This window comes from Streptosporangium sp. NPDC002544, from assembly GCF_040295965.1.
In the GTDB taxonomy this organism is placed as follows: Bacteria; Actinomycetota; Actinomycetes; order Streptosporangiales; family Streptosporangiaceae; genus Streptosporangium.
This window is the reverse complement of sequence record NZ_JBEOWJ010000023.1, coordinates 38,210-54,121: the sequence shown is the minus strand read 5'-3', so window position 1 is coordinate 54,121 and position 15,912 is coordinate 38,210. Positions and strand designations below refer to the sequence as shown.

General features: G+C 71.9%; 16 protein-coding genes. 3 read left to right on the top strand and 13 right to left on the bottom strand.

Annotation, left to right across the window (positions count from 1 at the left end):
- Positions 1–44: 44 nt before the first annotated feature.
- From ABT061_RS30410 to uraD, 7 genes are all read right to left on the bottom strand, one after another.
- Positions 45–1,271 (bottom strand): glycerate kinase, encoded by a 1,227-nt coding sequence (locus ABT061_RS30410; RefSeq protein ID WP_350924393.1) that lies wholly within the window; start codon positions 1,269–1,271, stop codon positions 45–47.
- A 132-nt stretch (positions 1,272–1,403) separates the two neighbouring features.
- Positions 1,404–2,789 (bottom strand): 8-oxoguanine deaminase, encoded by a 1,386-nt coding sequence (locus ABT061_RS30405; protein ID WP_350924391.1) that lies wholly within the window; start codon positions 2,787–2,789, stop codon positions 1,404–1,406.
- Positions 2,786–3,292 carry a (2Fe-2S)-binding protein gene (locus ABT061_RS30400; protein ID WP_350924389.1) on the bottom strand — a complete coding sequence of 169 codons (507 nt, stop codon included), beginning with the start codon at positions 3,290–3,292 and terminating at the stop codon, positions 2,786–2,788. The genes ABT061_RS30405 and ABT061_RS30400 overlap by 4 nt, the downstream gene beginning before the upstream one ends.
- Complete coding sequence (locus tag ABT061_RS30395) at positions 3,292–4,167, bottom strand: FAD binding domain-containing protein (RefSeq protein ID WP_350924576.1); 876 nt, start codon at positions 4,165–4,167, stop codon at positions 3,292–3,294. Before ABT061_RS30395 ends, ABT061_RS30400 begins: the two co-directional genes overlap by 1 nt.
- Before the next feature lie 5 nt (positions 4,168–4,172).
- Positions 4,173–5,099 (bottom strand): factor-independent urate hydroxylase, encoded by a 927-nt coding sequence (gene pucL / locus ABT061_RS30390; RefSeq protein ID WP_350924387.1) that lies wholly within the window; start codon positions 5,097–5,099, stop codon positions 4,173–4,175.
- Position 5,100: 1 nt separating this feature from the next.
- Positions 5,101–5,412 carry a hydroxyisourate hydrolase gene (gene uraH, locus ABT061_RS30385; protein ID WP_350924385.1) on the bottom strand — a complete coding sequence of 104 codons (312 nt, stop codon included), beginning with the start codon at positions 5,410–5,412 and terminating at the stop codon, positions 5,101–5,103.
- Entirely contained in the window at positions 5,409–5,963 is a 555-nt protein-coding gene (uraD, locus tag ABT061_RS30380) for a 2-oxo-4-hydroxy-4-carboxy-5-ureidoimidazoline decarboxylase (RefSeq protein WP_350924383.1), read from the bottom strand. The genes uraH and uraD overlap by 4 nt, the downstream gene beginning before the upstream one ends.
- 256 nt (positions 5,964–6,219) lie before the next feature.
- On the opposite strand from uraD, the gene ABT061_RS30375 reads away from it, so the two are divergent.
- Positions 6,220–7,068 carry a deoxyribonuclease IV gene (locus ABT061_RS30375; RefSeq protein ID WP_350924381.1) on the top strand — a complete coding sequence of 283 codons (849 nt, stop codon included), beginning with the start codon at positions 6,220–6,222 and terminating at the stop codon, positions 7,066–7,068.
- Between the two features lie 570 nt (positions 7,069–7,638).
- On the opposite strand, the gene ABT061_RS30370 is transcribed toward ABT061_RS30375, so the two are convergent.
- The 3 genes from ABT061_RS30370 to ABT061_RS30360 all read right to left on the bottom strand — a co-directional run bounded on the left by ABT061_RS30370 (position 7,639) and on the right by ABT061_RS30360 (position 10,367).
- The gene (locus ABT061_RS30370) at positions 7,639–8,430 is read right to left on the bottom strand and encodes a LytR/AlgR family response regulator transcription factor (protein WP_350924379.1); all 792 of its coding nucleotides are present in this window, start codon (positions 8,428–8,430) and stop codon (positions 7,639–7,641) included.
- A 66-nt stretch (positions 8,431–8,496) separates the two neighbouring features.
- Positions 8,497–9,687, bottom strand: coding sequence for a histidine kinase (locus ABT061_RS30365; protein WP_350924377.1), 1,191 nt, complete (start codon positions 9,685–9,687; stop codon positions 8,497–8,499).
- 59 nt (positions 9,688–9,746) lie between these two features.
- On the bottom strand, positions 9,747–10,367 hold the full coding sequence (locus tag ABT061_RS30360) for a molybdopterin-dependent oxidoreductase (protein WP_350924375.1): 621 nt from the start codon (positions 10,365–10,367) through the stop codon (positions 9,747–9,749).
- 342 nt (positions 10,368–10,709) lie between these two features.
- Here ABT061_RS30360 and aroF point away from each other — a divergent pair, with 342 nt between their 5' ends.
- The gene (aroF, locus tag ABT061_RS30355; RefSeq protein WP_350924373.1) at positions 10,710–11,747 is read left to right on the top strand and encodes a 3-deoxy-7-phosphoheptulonate synthase; all 1,038 of its coding nucleotides are present in this window, start codon (positions 10,710–10,712) and stop codon (positions 11,745–11,747) included.
- 60 nt (positions 11,748–11,807) lie between these two features.
- Here the strand turns inward: aroF and thiI are convergent, their stop codons facing one another.
- The 3 genes from thiI to macS form a co-directional block, all read right to left on the bottom strand.
- The gene (gene thiI / locus ABT061_RS30350; protein ID WP_350924371.1) at positions 11,808–13,010 is read right to left on the bottom strand and encodes a tRNA uracil 4-sulfurtransferase ThiI; all 1,203 of its coding nucleotides are present in this window, start codon (positions 13,008–13,010) and stop codon (positions 11,808–11,810) included.
- 116 nt (positions 13,011–13,126) lie between these two features.
- Positions 13,127–13,756, bottom strand: a complete 630-nt coding sequence (locus ABT061_RS30345) for a response regulator (protein WP_350924574.1) — start codon at positions 13,754–13,756, stop codon at positions 13,127–13,129.
- A gap of 105 nt (positions 13,757–13,861) precedes the next feature.
- Entirely contained in the window at positions 13,862–14,971 is a 1,110-nt protein-coding gene (gene macS, locus ABT061_RS30340; RefSeq protein WP_350924369.1) for a MacS family sensor histidine kinase, read from the bottom strand.
- Between the two features lie 77 nt (positions 14,972–15,048).
- Here macS and ABT061_RS30335 point away from each other — a divergent pair, with 77 nt between their 5' ends.
- Positions 15,049–15,906 carry an MHYT domain-containing protein gene (locus ABT061_RS30335; protein ID WP_350924367.1) on the top strand — a complete coding sequence of 286 codons (858 nt, stop codon included), beginning with the start codon at positions 15,049–15,051 and terminating at the stop codon, positions 15,904–15,906.
- The last annotated feature ends 6 nt before the right edge of the window (positions 15,907–15,912 follow it).

Genomic DNA, 15,912 nt, shown 5'->3' with positions numbered 1-15,912 from the left:
CCCCTTCCCGCCCCCGCCACGCCCGGACGGTGCCGGAACGGCGCTCAAAGGTGCCTCTCGGCGACCGTGCGCGCGAGCCGTTCGAGCAGCGGGCCCGCCTGCGACATGCACACGGCCGGGTCGGGCTCGATGTCGGTGAGCGCGTAGGCGGCCGTGATGCCCGCCGCGCTCAGCTCCTCGTCGCCGAGAGCCCGGCGCCCGCAGACCACGACCACGGGGACTCCCGCCTTGGCCGCGGCGCTCGCGACCCCCGCGGGCGCCTTGCCGCGCAGCGTCTGCTCGTCGAGCGAGCCCTCACCGGTGACGACGAGGCGCGCGCCCTCCAGGCTGTCGTGGAATCCGAGCAGGTCGAGGAGGTATTCGATGCCGGGCCGGAACTCGGCGGCCAGGAAGGCCAGCGCGGCGAAGCCCACTCCCCCGGCGGCGCCGGCGCCCGGCTGCCCGGCCACGCCCATCGAACGGACGACGCCGTCGTGCTCGGCGGCCCCGACCAGGCCGTGGGTGTGCGCGGCGACGGCGGCCAGCCGGGCGAGGGCGGCGTCGAGCAGCCTCACCTCGTCGGGGCTCGCGCCCTTCTGCGGCCCGTACACGGCGGCGGCCCCGTGCGGACCGAGCAGCGGGTTGTCCACGTCGCCCGCGACGACGAACTCGACATCATCAATCTTGATAAGGCCGGATTTATCGATTTTCGCCAGGTCGCCGAGGGCGGCTCCACCGAACGGGAGCTCCCGCCCTTCGGCGTCCAGGAAGCGGACGCCGAGCGCCCGCATCATGCCCGCACCCCCGTCGGTGCAGGCGCTGCCGCCGAGACCGAGCACGATCCGCCGGGCCCCGCGCCGTACCGCGTGGGCGATCAGCTCGCCGGTACCGTGGCTGGTCGCGGTGAGGGGTGCCGTCTCGACGCCCTCGTGCGCGAGCGAGCCCGCCGCCGGGGCGACCGGCCCCGCGGCGGCCGGCAACCGCCGCAGCCCCGACGCCTCGGCCAGCTCGACGACCGCGGTGGCCACATCTCCTTCCCCGAGGGCGTCGCGCCAGGCATAGGAGGCGAGGACCGGCTCACCGACGGGGCCGGTGACCTCGACCTCGACCCGGGTGAACCCGCAGGCCACGACCGCGTCCACGGTGCCGTCACCGCCGTCGGCCACCGGCAGCGCGACCGTGGCGACGCCGGGCCCGAGACCCGCGGCGATCCGCGCGGCGACCTCGGCACCGGTCAGCGAGCCCTTGAACTTGTCCGGGGCGATCACTACATGTCCCGACGACTCAGACAACCCTGCTCCCTAATGGCGGATGGGCGGCACGCGCCCCCCGCCCGTGCGAGCCGGTGGGGAGCGAATGCCTGACCCCGGTGAAACGGAGAACAATCATCACATCCACCGCTGAGCGCCCCCGACGCCCGGTCCTCATCCGCCGACCTCCTGGCCCGCGGTGAAGCCCTGCTCGGCGGCCAGCCGCATGAGGCGGCGGTGGGCATCGCCACCGGCGCGGCCGAGTTCGTCCTGGGCGACGGTGCGCAGCTCGTCGTCCTCGACGACGGTCTCGCCGCCCACCAGCAGCCGGGCCAGCGGTGGCTGCCGGGTGCCGAAGACCAGGGCGCAGACCGGGTCGGCGACCGCGGAGGCGAAGGCCCCGGTGCGCCAGAGGGCGATGTCGGCGAGCTTTCCCACCTCCAGCGAGCCGAGCTCCTCCTGCCGGCCCAGGTTCCTCGCCCCGCCCAGGGTGGCGATCTCCAGGGCCTGGCGGGCGGTGAGCGCGGTGGGCCCGTACCTGGCCCGCTGGAACAGCAGGGCCTGGCGCATCTCGCCGGAGAGCGAGGTGAGCTCGGCCGAGGCGCTGCCGTCCACCCCCAGGCCGACGTTCGCGCCCCTGCGCAGCATCTCGGAGACGCGGGCGATGCCGGCGCCGAGGCGGCCGTTGGAGCTCGGGCAGTGCGCGGAGCCGGTACCGGTCTGGGCGAAGACGTCGATGTCGTCGTCGTTCAGGTGGACGGCGTGGGCGAACCACACGTCCGGGCCGAGCCAGCCGAGCTTCTCCATGTAGTCGACCGGGCGCTGCCCGACCTGCCGCAGGCAGTGCTCCTCCTCGTCGAGGGTCTCGGCGAGGTGCGTGTGCAGCCGTACCCCCTTGGACCTGGCCAGCGCGGCGGCCTCGGTCATCAGGTCGGCGCTGACGGAGAACGGCGAGCAGGGGGCGACCGCGACGCGGAGCCTGGAGGAGAAGGACGGGTCGTGGTAGGTGTCGACGGCCTCGGCCGTGGCGTCGAGGATCTCGTCGAGCCGTTCGACCACCACGTCCGGCGGCAGGCCGCCCTGCGACCTACCCCGGTCCATCGAGCCCCGGGCGGGGTGGAAGCGGAGCCCGACCTCCCGGGCCGCCTCGATCTCCGCGGCGAACAGATCCCCTCGCCCCTTCGGGAAGATGTAGTGATGGTCGCTGGAGGTGGTGCAGCCGGACAGGGCCAGATAGCCCAGCCCCGCGCCCGCCGCGCCCTTCACCACCTCGGCGTCCATGGCGGCCCACACCTGGTAGAGCGCCGTCAGCCACTCGAACAGCGTGGCGTCCTGGGCGAGCCCCTGGGAGGCCCACTGGTAGAGGTGGTGGTGGGTGTTGACCAGACCGGGGGTGGCCAGGCAGCCGGTGCCGTCGATCCTGACCGCACCCGGTACCACCGGGGCGGGGCCCGCGCCGAGGGCCACGATCCGGTCACCCTCGACGTGGATGTGTCCCGAGGGGATCTCCGGGCCCACCACCGGGGCGATGTGCGCGTTCTCGATCAGGATGGCGCTCAACGGGACTCCTTCTCCTCGCCGCGTGGCCCCGGCCCCGCATCGGCCTTGCGTGCCGCGGCGAGGCGTACGGCGTCGAGGATCTTCTCGTAGCCGGTGCACCGGCACAGGTTGCCCGCCAGGGCCTCGCGGATCTCGGCGTCGGACGGGCGCGGGATCCGCTCGATCAGGTCGTGGGCCTGGACGACGAGGCCGGGGGTGCAGAACCCGCACTGGACGGCTCCGCACTCGACGAACGCCTCCTGGACCGGGTCGAGCCGGTCGCCGTCGGCGAGTCCCTCGATGGTGCGGACCACGCGGCCCTCGGCCTGCCCGGCCGCGACCAGGCACGCGCAGACGGGCACCCCGTCGAGGTAGACGGTGCAGGAGCCGCACTCGCCCTGCTCGCACGCGTTCTTGGAACCCGGCAGGCCCACCCGTTCACGCAGGACGTACAGGAGGCTCTCGCCCTCCCAGACGTCGTCGGCGGTCTCGCTGCGGCCGTTGACCGTGAAGGTGACGCGCATCAGCCTGCCCTCCTCTCGAAGCGCCCGGAGCGCAGGTCGTTCCACGCCCAGGTCAGGGTGCGCCGCGCCATCACCGCGATGGCGTGACGCCGGTAGTCGGCGGTGCCGCGCACGTCGTCGATCGGCGAGGCGGCCTCGGCGGCCAGCTCACCGAAGCGCCCGAGCAGCGCGGGGTCGAGCCGCGCCTCCCAGTCGAGTTCGGCGGCCAGGAACTCCTCGGCCGCGACGGCGCGCCGGGGGGTCGGGGCGGCCGAGCCGATGCCGGTGCCGACCCGGCGCTCCGCGGGATGGAGCGCGATCGCGAACGAGCAGACCGCGATCACCATGGCGTTGCGGGTACCGACCTTGGAGAAGTACTGCGGGCCGCTCGCCGGGCTCATCCAGAACGCCCTGATCAGCTCGTCGGGTTCCAGCGCGCTGCGCTTGACCCCGAGGTAGAAGGCCGCGGCCGGGATCATCCGCACGCCCCGGGCGGCGGAGGCGACCTCGATGACCGCGTCCCCCGCGAGCAGCGGCGGGTGACTGTCCCCCGCGGGCGAGGCCGCGCCGAGATTGCCGCCCACCGTGCCCCGGTTGCGGATCTGCGGCGAGCCGACGGTACGGGAGGCCTGGGCGAGACCCGGCAGCCGGTCGCCCAGTTCGGCGATCAGCCGGGCGTACGACACGCCCGCACCGACCCTGAGCCTGCCGTCCGCCTCCTCACTCCAGGTCGCGAGCTCGGCGATCCGGTTCAGGTCGAGCAGCCCGGCGGGCCTTCGCACGTCGAAGTTGAGCTCGACCATCATGTCGGTGCCGCCCTGTATGGGCGCCACCTCCGGCCGGTCCGCCTTGGCGGCCAGTGCCTCCGCCCAGGTGGCGGGTCGCAGGAAATCCACGGTCATCACTCCCAGGCGAAGCGGGCGTCGGGGGTGTCGTCGCGGAGCACGCTGCCCTCGATCAGCCCGTAGGGACGGTCGGCGGCGTAGAACACCTCATTGGGGTTGTCCAGCCCGAAGGGGGTGAGGTCCACCAGGAAGTGGTGCTTGTTCGGCATCGCCAGGCGCACCTCGCAGACCTCCTTCCGGGTGTTCAGCACCCGCTCGCCCATCGCGTAGAGCGTCTGCTGCAGCGACAGGCTGTAGGTCTCGGCGAACGCGCCGAGCAGGCAGCGGCGCACCTCGTCGTAGGACTCCCCGTAGTGGGAATCCGCCAAGGAGTCCCCCAAGGAGTCCCCGTGCGGGGGCACGCCTGGCAGGTGCCGCCAGCGGGCCGAGACCTCGGTGGCCAGGACGCGGTCCCTGGTGGGTTTCAGGGTGGTGTACTCGTCCTGGGCGAAGCCGGAGAACTCCGACCCCGTCGAGTTGAGCACCACCAGGTCCCTCAGCCCGGAGACCACGGTGGTGGTGCCGTCCCGGTCGTGGTGGACGACGCAGGTGCGCGTCTCCCTGCCGGAGCGAACGAAGGAGTGCCCGGCTCCCGGGGCGGAGTCGCCGTTCACCGGGATCCGGTCCCAGAAGTACTCCTCGATCTCCACCCGGGCGTGGTGGACCGTGGGCTGGGAGTCCACGTAGTGACGGGCCAGCAGGATCGCGAAGTCCTCGATCTGGGCGACACCGTGCTTCCTGGCGAAGGCGTACACGGTGTTCTTCTGCGTGTCCGTCGGCAGGACCGCGGCGTTGTCGCCGGTGAGGTGGACCGCCTCCATGTCGCCGGAGAGTGCCGAGCCGACGGTGACGTCCTTGATGTGGTGGACGTCGCCGTCCCTGACGACACGGACCAGGCGGGTCTCCGCCTTGCCGTAGCGGTTGGGTCCGAGAACGACGGGCATGCTAGCTCCCTCGATACGTCGAGTAGGCGAACGGGCTGAGCAGCAGGGGCACGTGGTGGTGCTCCCCCGGGTCCGCCACCGTGAAGTCGATCGAGACCCGCGGGTAGAAGGCGTCCACCGCGCGGGCGGCGAAGTAGTCCCCGGTCTCGAAGACCAGCCGGTGGGCGCCCGCCCCGCAGGTCCATCCCGCGATCCGCCCGTCGGCGTCGGTGACGCCCTCGGCGAGCACCTCGCCGTCCCGCTCCAGGCGTACCGCGACACCCGCCGCCGGCCTGCCCAGGGCGGCGTCGAGCACATGCGTGGACAGGCTCATGTGGCCGCCCCCAGGAGCTTCGCCAGCCGCAGACGGATGATCTTCGCGAGTTCGGCCCTGACCACGTCCCGCTCGGTGTCCTCGTCGTTGCCGAGCCGCTCGGTGAGGCGGGCCAGCATCTCCTCGGCCGACAGGCCCGTGGCGCAGATCAGGTAGACGTGGCCGAACCGCCGCTCGTAGGCGCGGTTGCCCTCCGTCAGCCGGTCCAGGACCTCCCGCCCCGCCGCCGCGACCCCCGACTGCTCGCGGCGGGACCAGGCCGCCTCCCTTCCGGAACGACCGGCCACCGGGCCGCCCTCGCGTGGCGGCTCACCGATCCTGGGGTGGGCTGCCAGCGCCTCGCGTACGCCGGACCAGTCCAGGCTCCGCACGGTGGCCTCCGCGACCTCGGCCAGCCTGTCGAGGTCACGGTAGGGGCGCGACGCCGCCACCCGCGCGGCGAAGTCCCGGCAGGCGCAGCAGGCCAGCAGTTCGGCCTCGGCCTCCTCGGTGCCCAGCGCGTTGAAGGCGGCCAGCCCCGCGGCCTGCGGCGCGGAGTGCACGTTAGACATGGGAGCAGTACACACACCACCGGCGCGTACAGTCCAGCGGCAAGCACCCCAAACTATGCCAAGGGTTCGCCGCAGATTTCCGCAACATACTCCAAACCTGCTGGTACCCGGCGCTCGGTTCCCCGTGGGGGACGCGGCTGAGCGCACCACCGGCGCCCCTCACCGGTCACCTCGCCCCAGAGTGCGGGGAGGGCAGGTCAGGTGGGCGGCCTGTCGGCTGTGAAGCGCCGAGGGCGCCGCCTAAACTGAGGTCACCATGACTTCTCTCTCCTCCATCGGCGGACACGTCTCCGTCACCGGCGGTCTCGCCAAGGGCGGGCTGCGCTACGCCTCCGACATCGGTGCCGAGATGATCCAGGTGTTCGTCACCAACCCTCGCGGCTGGGCGCTCGCCGTGGGTGACCCCGCCCAGGACGCCAAGCTCCTCGAGTCGGGCGTGCTCTCCTTCGTGCACGCGCCCTACCTGGTCAACATGGGCTCGCCCAGCGCGGAGACGCTGGAGAAGTCGGTGGCCACCGTGCGGCACAACCTGCTGCGCGGCCACGCGATCGGCGCGAAGGGAGTGGTCGTCCACACGGGGTCGGCGGTGAGCCAGTCCCGCGACGAGGCGCTGCGCCAGCTGCGTGAACATCTCCTGCCGCTCCTGGACGAGATCCCCGACGACGGGCCCGACCTGCTGCTGGAGCCGATGGCCGGGCAGGGCGCGGTGCTCTGCGCGACGGTCCAGGACCTGGAGCCCTACCTGGCGGCCCTCGACTGGCACCCCAAGGCGGGGGTCTGCTTCGACACCTGCCACGCCTTCGCCGCCGGGCACGACCTGTCGACCTCCGAGGGCGTCAACGAGACTCTGGAGGCCCTGCACGCGATCGCCCCCGGACGGCTCAAGCTGGTCCACGCCAACGATTCCAAGGACGTGTGCGACTCCAGGAAGGACCGGCACGAGAACATCGGCTCCGGCCACATCGGCGCCGAGCCCTTCGCCGACATGCTGAGCCATCCCGTGATGGCCGGGGTGCCGTTCTGCATCGAGACACCGGGCGGCGCCGAGAAGCACCGCGAGGACATCGAGGCGCTCAAGAAGCTCCGCGACCGGGTGAGTTCCTGACCTGCCGGAAGGTCGGACGGGACGCCCGTCCTCGTGATCCGGCCGCCCCCGTGTGGCCGGATCACGGTCCGGCCCGCTGGCTAACGCGGGCGTCCCGTCGTATCGGAGAGCGGCGACCCCTCCCCCTTCCGGTCAAGGACCTGGTGGCCGGATGCCGGCGGTCACCCCGTGTCCGCGCATCAGGTCCTGTGCGAGCCTTACGGCCCTGTCCCCCCTGATCCGGCGGGTCTCGCTCTCCGATGAGGGAACACTAGAGGCGCGTCCAGACGAGCGAGCGGCGCTTTCCCGCCAGCGCGATTAACGGTCAGTAGTTGTCGATGTGCGGAGAGCTCCGGCGCGACGAACGGCTCACGGCGGGCGACGAACGGTCGATCGGGGGCTCGTGGGACCCCTGGGACCCGCCCGTGCCGGGGAAACGCGATGAGCCGTACGGTCGTGGAACGGCGCACGGAAGGCGCGGGGCCGGTCGGCGCGCGGAGAGACGCCAAGGGGACGGCGACCGTGGCACGGCCGCGGAAGCCCGCACGGGCGCGAATCACCGCACGAGGGCCCACAGAGAGCGTGCCGTGGCTACCGCAGGGCGGCCGCGGAGGGCAGGGGCCTGGCCCGGACCACACCGGGGACGGCCGGGCGGTCACGGAACTGGCGGACCAGCCGTTCGCGGACCTCGCGGGCGTGCCGGCGGCTGACCGGAAGCGTCTCGTTGCCCACCCGGAGCATCACCCTGCCGCCGTCGAAGCGCAGCTCGCTCACGTGCCGCACCGAGACCAGCGTGCTGCGGTGCACCCGGATGAACCCCGACCCCGCCCAGCGCCGCTCCAGGGCGGCCAGCGACATGCGGACCAGGTAGCTGCCCTCGTCGGTGTGGAGCCGGACATAGTCGCCCTGCGCCTCGGCGAACCAGACGGCCTGCTGGGGCACGAACCGCGTCCGCCCCGCGAGCTCGACCGGGATGACGTCCTCCAGCACGGGGTCGGCCGCAGCCGGAATCATGGACTCCAGGCGCCGTACCGCCTCGGCCAGCCGGTCGGCCCTGACCGGCTTGAGCAGGTAGTCGACCGCCTCCAGCTCGAAGGCCTGCACCGCGCACTCCTCGTGGGCGGTGACGAAGACCAGCCGGGGCGGGTTGGGAAACCCCGCGATGAGCCTGGCCAGGTCGAGGCCGTCCAGGCCCGGCATCCGGATGTCGAGGAACACCCCGTCCAGCCGCTCGCCCGCGCCGATCATCTGGACCATGTCCTGGAGCGCGGTGACCCCGCCCGCGGCCGTGGAGACGTGCTCGATACGGGGGTCCTGGCGGAGGAGATAGGCGATCTCCTCAAGGGCGGGGACCTCGTCGTCAACGGCCAGGACTCGCAACATGACCCCACGCTGCCCTCTGAACCACACCCGCCGCAAGCCTCATGGCAACTTCAGGTAATGGTTTGACTACAAATGGCTATTGGCGGGGTGGAGCTTGGGAACGCGGAGCCGCACCGTCGTGCCCGCGTCCGGGGCGCTCTCCACGACCAGGCCGTAGTCCTCGCCGTAGATCTGGCGGAAGCGCACGTCGACGCCCGCCAGCCCGATCCCGCCCTCCTCTCCCGGCGGCGCGGAGCCGTCGAGGAGCCCCCTGGCCCGCTCGGGGGGCATGCCCAGGCCGTCGTCCTGCACACTGATGTGAGCCTCGGCTCCGGCGTCACTGACCACCACCCGCACCTCTCCACGACGCCCCGCGGCGGCCACGCCGTGCTTGACCGCGTTCTCCACCAGCGGCTGCAGGCAGAGGAACGGGACGGAGACCGACAGCACCTCCGGCGCGACCCTGAGGGTGAAACGGAGCCGGTCGCCGAACCTGGCACGTTCCAGGAGCAGGTAGCGGTCCACGCAGTGCAGTTCCTCGGCGAGGGTGGTGAAGTCGCGTGCCCGGCGCAGCGCGTACCGGTTGAAGTCGGCGAACTCCACCAGCAGCTCCCGCGCCCGCTCGGGGTCGGTGCGGACGAACGAGGCGATGGTGGTCAGCGCGTTGTAGACGAAGTGCGGAGACATCTGGGCGCGCAGCGCCCGCATCTCCGCCTCCATCGTCCGCCGCCGCGAGGAGTCGACCTCTGCCAGCTCCAGCTGCCCCGAGACCCACCTGGCGACCTCGGTGACGGTCCGCACCAGTACCACGCTCACCACGGCGTCATACGCGGCGAGCGTCCCGACCACCCGCCCGTCGACGGTGAGCGGTACGACGACCCCGCCCCCGGTGGCACAGCCCGGTGTGTCGCAGGCCGGTTCGTCCCCGGTCACCACGTGCGGGCGCGCCGAGGCCAGTACGGTCCTGGCGTGCTCGGGCGCGTGGTCGCGGTGGCAGCCCGCCGCGCCGTCCCAGGCGAGCAGGCCGCCGCTGTCGGCGACCGCGACGGCGCTGGTGCCCAGCAGGGTACGCAGGTGGCGGACCGCCTTGCGGGCGGACTCGTGGGTGAGCCCGGACCGCAGCGAGGGAGCCGCCATCGCCGCGATGTGCAGTGTCAGGAAGGTGGCCTCGTCCGTCGGACCGCCCTGCCGGTCCGGGGGCCGCCGGCGTGGGCGGGGAAGGACGAGTCCGAGAAGGGCACTGAAGGCGCAGAGCAGCACCCAGCCCGTGGTCGACATGCGGAAAACCGTAGTCAACCCACCCCGGAGATCGGGGGCGAACGCCGATCACGGACCGATCAGGGCGGACCTTCGCCCGCTTCCTCCTGATAGGAGTAGCGCTGCTCGCGCCAGGGGTCGGCGATGTTGTGATAGCCGCGCTCCTCCCAGAAGCCGCGCCTGTCCTCCAGCAGGTACTCCACGGCGCGCACCCACTTGACGCTCTTCCACGCGTACAGGTGCGGGACGACCATCCGCACCGGGAACCCGCGTTCCAGGGCGATGGGCTTCTCGTCCAGCTCCAGCGCGAGCATCGTCTGTGAGCGGTCGAAGTCGCCTATCCGCACGTTGGCGCTGTAGCCGTACTCGCCCCAGATCATCACGTGCTTCACACCGGGCGCGGGCGGGGCGACCTCCATCAGCGTCGCCGCGGACACCCCGCCCCACTCGTTACCCATGATCGAGAACTTGGTGACGCAGTGGAAGTCGGCCACCACCGTGGTGCGCGGCAGCGCGGAGAACTCGGGCCAGGTGAAACGGTGCTGCTCACCCGAGGCCGTCGCCCCCATGACGTGCAGTTGCCAGGTCTCCGGGCGGAACCGGGGCACCCGGCCGTAGTGGATCACCGGTCGGCCCCGGGGGACGTACTGGCCCGGAGGCAGGCGAGGCTCCTCCCACGAAGGTTCGGACTGCTCCACCATCACTCCCTCCGCCGTTTCCCCTATGGCACGTGGTAATCCTGCCATCGCGGACTTCCCGGCTCCCCGGCGGCTACCGAATAACGTTCTCTCGCCTGGCGGGGCAGGGGCGCTCTGACCGTGCGCTATCATTTCCCACTATGCGTACAGCGTTCTGGTTTTTTTATGGCGACGGACCCGTGAGTCGGACCGTTCGCCACCAGATGCTGCGCTGACAGCCTGGCGAACAGAAGGCCCCGGGTCCGGTTTCGGACTCGGGGCCTTCTGCTTTTCCCGGTCTTCATCGAACACACCACAGACCTCGGAGCCGGTCGGACCGGCCGGAGCCGTCGAAGAGGGAGAGACATGGTCATCGTCATGGGACCCGGCGCCACGGAGCAGGACGTCGAGGCGATCGTGGAGGTCATCGGCACGGCGGGCGGCGAGGCGTTCGTCAGCCGGGGCGTGAGCCGTACGATCATCGGCCTGGTCGGCGATGTCGCCCAGTTCACCACCCTCGACCTGCGAGGCATGACCGGGGTGGCCGACGTGATGCGGGTGAGCGCGCCGTACAAGCTGGTGAGCCGCGACAACCACCCCGAGCGGTCCACGGTCCGCGTCGGCGGTGTGCCGATCGGTCCCGGCACGGTCACCCTGATCGCCGGCCCGTGCGCGGTGGAGACCCCCGAACAGACCCTTCAGGCCGCCCGGATGGCCGCTGCCGCCGGGGCCACCCTGCTGCGCGGCGGCGCCTACAAGCCCCGTACCTCCCCGTACGCCTTCCAGGGGCTCGGCGAGGCCGGCCTGCGCATCCTCGCCGACGTGCGCGAGCAGACCGGGCTTCCGGTCGTCACCGAGGTCGTCGACGCGGCCGACGTGGAACTGGTGGCCTCCTACGCCGACATGCTCCAGGTCGGCACCCGCAACGCGCAGAACTTCGCGCTGCTCCAGGCCGTCGGCGCCGCGGGCAAGCCGGTGATGCTCAAGCGCGGGATGAGCGCCACCATCGAGGAGTGGCTGATGGCCGCCGAGTACATCGCCCAGCGCGGCAACCTCGACATCGTGCTGTGCGAGCGCGGCATCCGCACCTTCGAGACCGCCACCCGCAACACCCTGGACGTCTCCGCGGTGCCGCTCGCCCAGCGGCTGTCGCACCTACCGGTCATCGTCGACCCGTCCCACTCCGGCGGCCACCGCGACCTGGTCCTGCCGCTCACCCGTGCCGCCATCGCGGCCGGCGCCGACGGCGTGATCATCGATGTCCACCCGCGCCCCGACCAGGCCCTCTGCGACGGCCCCCAGGCGCTGGTCGACGGCGACCTGGGCGAGCTGGCCCGGGTGATGGAGCGGTTCCCGCCGCTGCTGGGCAAGGTCGCGGCCGTCGACGCCCTGGCCCCCGCCTGACCCATCCGCTCGCCACGGCCCCCGGTCCCGGGTGCGCCCCCGGGGCCGGGTGATCCGATCTCAGGCGTCGAGCCGGTACTCCTGCAGGGATCCGGCGAGCTGGACGGCGAGCTCCTCGGCGTCCAGACGACGCTCGATCTTCTTCAGGTCGGCGACCTTCGCGGCGGTCTCGGCGCGGCGGGGGGCCAGCAGCGAGCAGCAGTCCTCGTCCGGCAGTTCGGAGATCGCCAGGGTTCCGATGCGGCGGGCCTCGGCCATGATCTCGGTCTTGTCCAGGCCGATGAGCGGACGCAGGATCGGCATGTCGACCGCGTCGTCCTGGGCGGTGATGTTCTGCAGGGTCTGCGAGGAGACCTGGCCCAGGGAGTCACCGGTGACCAGGGCACCGGCGCGCAGGCGGCGGGCGACCTCCTCGCCGGTCTTCAGCATCAGACGGCGCTGGGTGATCACCGCCAGGCGGTCCTGGCCGGAGGCCTTGATGGACTGCTGGGCCTTGCCGAAGGGGACGACCCACAGCCGGGACCCGCCCTGGAACCTGTCGAGTGCCCTGACCAGCGCGTACGCCTTGTAGATGGACTCGGAGGTGGTGAAGGGGATGCCGGAGAAGTGCAGGAAGTCGACGCGCAGGCCGCGGCGCATCATCCGGTAGGCGGCCACCGGGGAGTCGATGCCACCGGACATCAGGACCAGGCCCCGGCCGCTGGTGCCGACCGGCAGCCCGCCCTGGCCCGGCAGCCCGCCGGTGAAGACGAACGCCTCGTCGCGGTCGACCTCGATGGAGACCACCAGCTCGGGACGCTTCAGGTCGACCGGCAGTCCGTAGATGTCGTTGAGCTCGCCGCCGACCGAGCGGTCCAGCTGCATCGAGGTGAGCGGGAAGCGCTTGTCGCGGCGGCGGGAGCGGACCGCGAAGGAGACGCCGCGCCTGACGTCGTCGCGGTCGGCCAGCAGCTCGATGGCGGCCTTGGTGATCGCCGAGGGATCCTTGGCCACCCGCCAGGCACGGTGGATCCAGACCAGCCCGGGGACGTACGAGACGCGCTCGGCGACCGTGTCCGCGACCTCGACCTCGGTGCCGTCCGGCAGGAAGAGCGCGATGACGCCGTGGCGCTGCCGGACGTCGACCTTGACGCCGACATCCTTCAGCGCGGCCTTGATGTTGGCCTGCAACCTCCGCTCGAAGAGCTCACGGTTGTTGCCCTTGAGGACGACCTCGCCCAGTTTGAGCAGAACGCAGGGCTCGCCCAAGGCGGACATGGTCATGGTGCAACCTCCGGTGGAGCTTCGAGGGGATATGCAGGGTTTCGTGGTAGGGCTTCGTCAAGTCTCTCGCGCGTTCGCGCAAAGACAACCTCTCGACCTTGTTACTTTAGTCGGGACTACGACTCGTCGAGGCCCTGCTCGATGGCGTAGCGGGCCAGTTCCACCCGATTGTGGAGCTGAAGCTTGTTCAGCGTGTTCTGGACGTGGTTCTGCACGGTCCGGTGGGAGAGCACGAGACGCTCGGCGATCTGCTTGTAGGACAACCCCTTGGCGACCAGGCGGAGCACCTCGGTCTCCCGCTCGGTCAGGCGGGGCGTCGCCTCGGGCGCGGGCCTGGCCGCCAGCCTCCGATACTCCCCCAGCACGAGCCCGGCCAGTCCGGGGGTGAAAACCGCGTCGCCCCCCGCGGTGCGCCGGACCGCGTCGAGGAACTCCTCCTTGCTCGCGGATTTCAGGAGATACCCGGAGGCTCCCGCCTTGATGGCCTCCAGCACGTCCTCCTGCTCGCCGCTGGCCGACAGCACCAGCACCCTGGGCGGCGGCTCCGAGGTGGCCAGCCTCCTGGCCACCTCGACCCCCGGCAGGTCGGGCAGCCGCAGATCCAGCACCACCAGCTCGGGCCGGACCGCCGCGGCCACCCGGACCGCCTGCCGCCCCTCCCCGACCGCGGCCACCACCTCGTATCCGGCCTCGGCCAGGTCCCTGGCCACCCCGTCCCTCCACATCGGGTGGTCGTCCACCACCATCACGCGCATTGGCCTACCTTAGGCCCGTTCCTCCGGAGGTGCCCGTCCTGCTGCACAGCGCCAGGACAGCCCGGCCCGCCCACCGTGGCGGTCGCGAGAGGCGGTCTAGCCGGTCGGCACCGACATCTCGATCTCGGTGCCCCGGCCGGGAGCGGAGATCACACTGACCGTGCCGCCAAGGTCCGCGACACGGCCCCGGATGGACTGCGCGACGCCGAGCCGCCCATCGGCGGCGGCCTCCTCCAGGCGTCCGGGTGCCATACCCGGCCCCTCGTCCCTGACGGTCACGGTGACCAGCCCGTCATCGCTCTCGGCGAAGACCCACGCGGGCGCCCGCGCCCCGCAGTGGCGGGCGACGTTGTCCAGGGCGGCCCCGACCGCGGCGGCCATCTCCGCCGCGGTGGCCGCGGGCAGGATCAACGGGGTCGCCGGGGCCGAGACGGTGACCGTGGCCGAGCCGTACCTGTGCAACAGGGCGCACAGGTCCGCGGTGCCCGCGGCGGGTGCCTCCGGCCTGAGCCTGACCAACTCGCGCAGGGCCGCCTCCTGCTCGCCCGCGAGCCTGCCCAGCTCGGCCGCCTCGCCGCCGATCTCCTGCCCGCGCCGCTGAACCAGCGCGAGCACCTGGAGCACCGAGTCGTGGATTCCCCGGGCGAGCCGCTCCCGCTCCCGCCCCGCGACCTCCAGTTCGATCGCCTGCTCCATGCGCTCCTCGGCCTTCTTGGCCAGCCGGGCGACGTGCCCGACGACGGTCCCGGCGAGGAAGAGCAGGACGGTGCCGTTGATCGGCAGCGTCTCGAAGCCGCCTCCGGGGACACCGTGCAGCCACAGGTCGGCCAGCGAGACGATCAACGCGGCCACGGCCCCCAGCCGCCGCCCGCCGTACACGCCCCAGGCGAGCACCGCGCCGCCCATCCAGGTGCCGGTGATCGGCAGGCTGCCCTCCTGGTAGGCGCCCTGCACCGCCGGGGTGGCGAGCAGGCAGCCCACGGTCACGAGCATGTCGGCGGCGAGCAGCGGCCGGCCGCGGAGCTCCTCGACGGAGTAGGCGAAGATCGTCCCCGCGGTCCACAGCGCCATGACGCCGATCACCAGCCAGCCGATCGCCGGGTGGGCGTACCCCCCGGCACGGATGAGCAGAACCGCCGCGTACCCAAGGGATGCGACGCGGAACACCGCGACCGCCCGCCAGAACGGCCCCTCGATTCCCGTCACACGCCAGCCCTACCTCTCAACAAGAAAGCGGCGTACTGCAATAATCCACCGATTTCTCTCTCACGAAAAACTGGAACATGTCCCACGTAGATCACTTTTCTTACGGCCTGCTCACCCCCGTGCTGGCCTATGTCATGTCGAGCGTCGGATGCATGCTCGGCCTCCTGCTCACCGCCAGAGCCCGCGAGGCGGCGGGGGCGGCACGGGTCCGCTGGCTGGTGGGCGGGGCACTGTCCATCGGCGGCACCGGTATCTGGGTCATGCACTTCGTCGCCATGATGGGCTTCTCCGTCGGCGGCGGCCAGATCCGCTACGACGTGCCGCTGACGATCGGCTCGGCGGCCCTGGCCGTCGTCGTCGTGGGCGCGGGCCTGTTCCTGGTCTCCCACCAGGGCGAGAGGTTCGTGCCGCTGGTCTCCGGCGGCGTGCTCACCGGTCTCGGCGTGGCGGGCATGCACTACATCGGCATGTTCGCGATGAGAATGCCGGCCCACCTCTCCTACGATCCGGTGCTGGTCGGGGTCTCGGTCGCGATCGCGATCGCCGCGTCCATCGTGGCGCTCTGGTTCAGCCTGCGGATCAGCGGCGTGCCGGCCACCGGCGGCGCCGCGATGATCATGGCCCTGGCGGTCTGCGGCATGCACTACACCGGCATGTTCGCGCTCGAGGTGCACCCCCGGCTCTCACCCGCACCGCTCGGAGGGGCCAAGGGCATCGACTTCATGCTGCCCACGCTGACCGTGCTGGGCCTGCTGACCCTCGGCCTGCTGCTCACCGTCATCCTGTCGCCGTCGCAGCCGGAGCTGGACCACGACGCCACCCTGCTGGCCAGGCTGGAGAACCGCCGCGCCGAGGCCCGGCTGCACGAGCCGGTCACCCCGCCCGCCGCTCAGGCACCGAAGGGCCCGTCTTTGTTCGACTCCCAAGAGCGATGATGTACG

What these genes read in the sequence shown, in the direction of transcription:
- ABT061_RS30400 (WP_350924389.1), bottom strand. Translation starts at nt 3,292, where the DNA reads ATGCGCGTCACCTTCACGGTCAACGGCCGCAGCGAGACCGCCGACGAC.
- pucL (WP_350924387.1), bottom strand. Translation starts at nt 5,099, where the DNA reads ATGCCCGTCGTTCTCGGACCCAACCGCTACGGCAAGGCGGAGACCCGC.
- uraH (WP_350924385.1), bottom strand. Translation starts at nt 5,412, where the DNA reads ATGAGCCTGTCCACGCATGTGCTCGACGCCGCCCTGGGCAGGCCGGCG.
- uraD (WP_350924383.1), bottom strand. Translation starts at nt 5,963, where the DNA reads ATGTCTAACGTGCACTCCGCGCCGCAGGCCGCGGGGCTGGCCGCCTTC.
- ABT061_RS30375 (WP_350924381.1), top strand. Translation starts at nt 6,220, where the DNA reads ATGACTTCTCTCTCCTCCATCGGCGGACACGTCTCCGTCACCGGCGGT.
- ABT061_RS30370 (WP_350924379.1), bottom strand. Translation starts at nt 8,430, where the DNA reads ATGTTGCGAGTCCTGGCCGTTGACGACGAGGTCCCCGCCCTTGAGGAG.
- ABT061_RS30365 (WP_350924377.1), bottom strand. Translation starts at nt 9,687, where the DNA reads ATGTCGACCACGGGCTGGGTGCTGCTCTGCGCCTTCAGTGCCCTTCTC.
- ABT061_RS30360 (WP_350924375.1), bottom strand. Translation starts at nt 10,367, where the DNA reads ATGGTGGAGCAGTCCGAACCTTCGTGGGAGGAGCCTCGCCTGCCTCCG.
- aroF (WP_350924373.1), top strand. Translation starts at nt 10,710, where the DNA reads ATGGTCATCGTCATGGGACCCGGCGCCACGGAGCAGGACGTCGAGGCG.
- thiI (WP_350924371.1), bottom strand. Translation starts at nt 13,010, where the DNA reads ATGACCATGTCCGCCTTGGGCGAGCCCTGCGTTCTGCTCAAACTGGGC.
- ABT061_RS30345 (WP_350924574.1), bottom strand. Translation starts at nt 13,756, where the DNA reads ATGGTGGTGGACGACCACCCGATGTGGAGGGACGGGGTGGCCAGGGAC.
- ABT061_RS30335 (WP_350924367.1), top strand. Translation starts at nt 15,049, where the DNA reads ATGTCCCACGTAGATCACTTTTCTTACGGCCTGCTCACCCCCGTGCTG.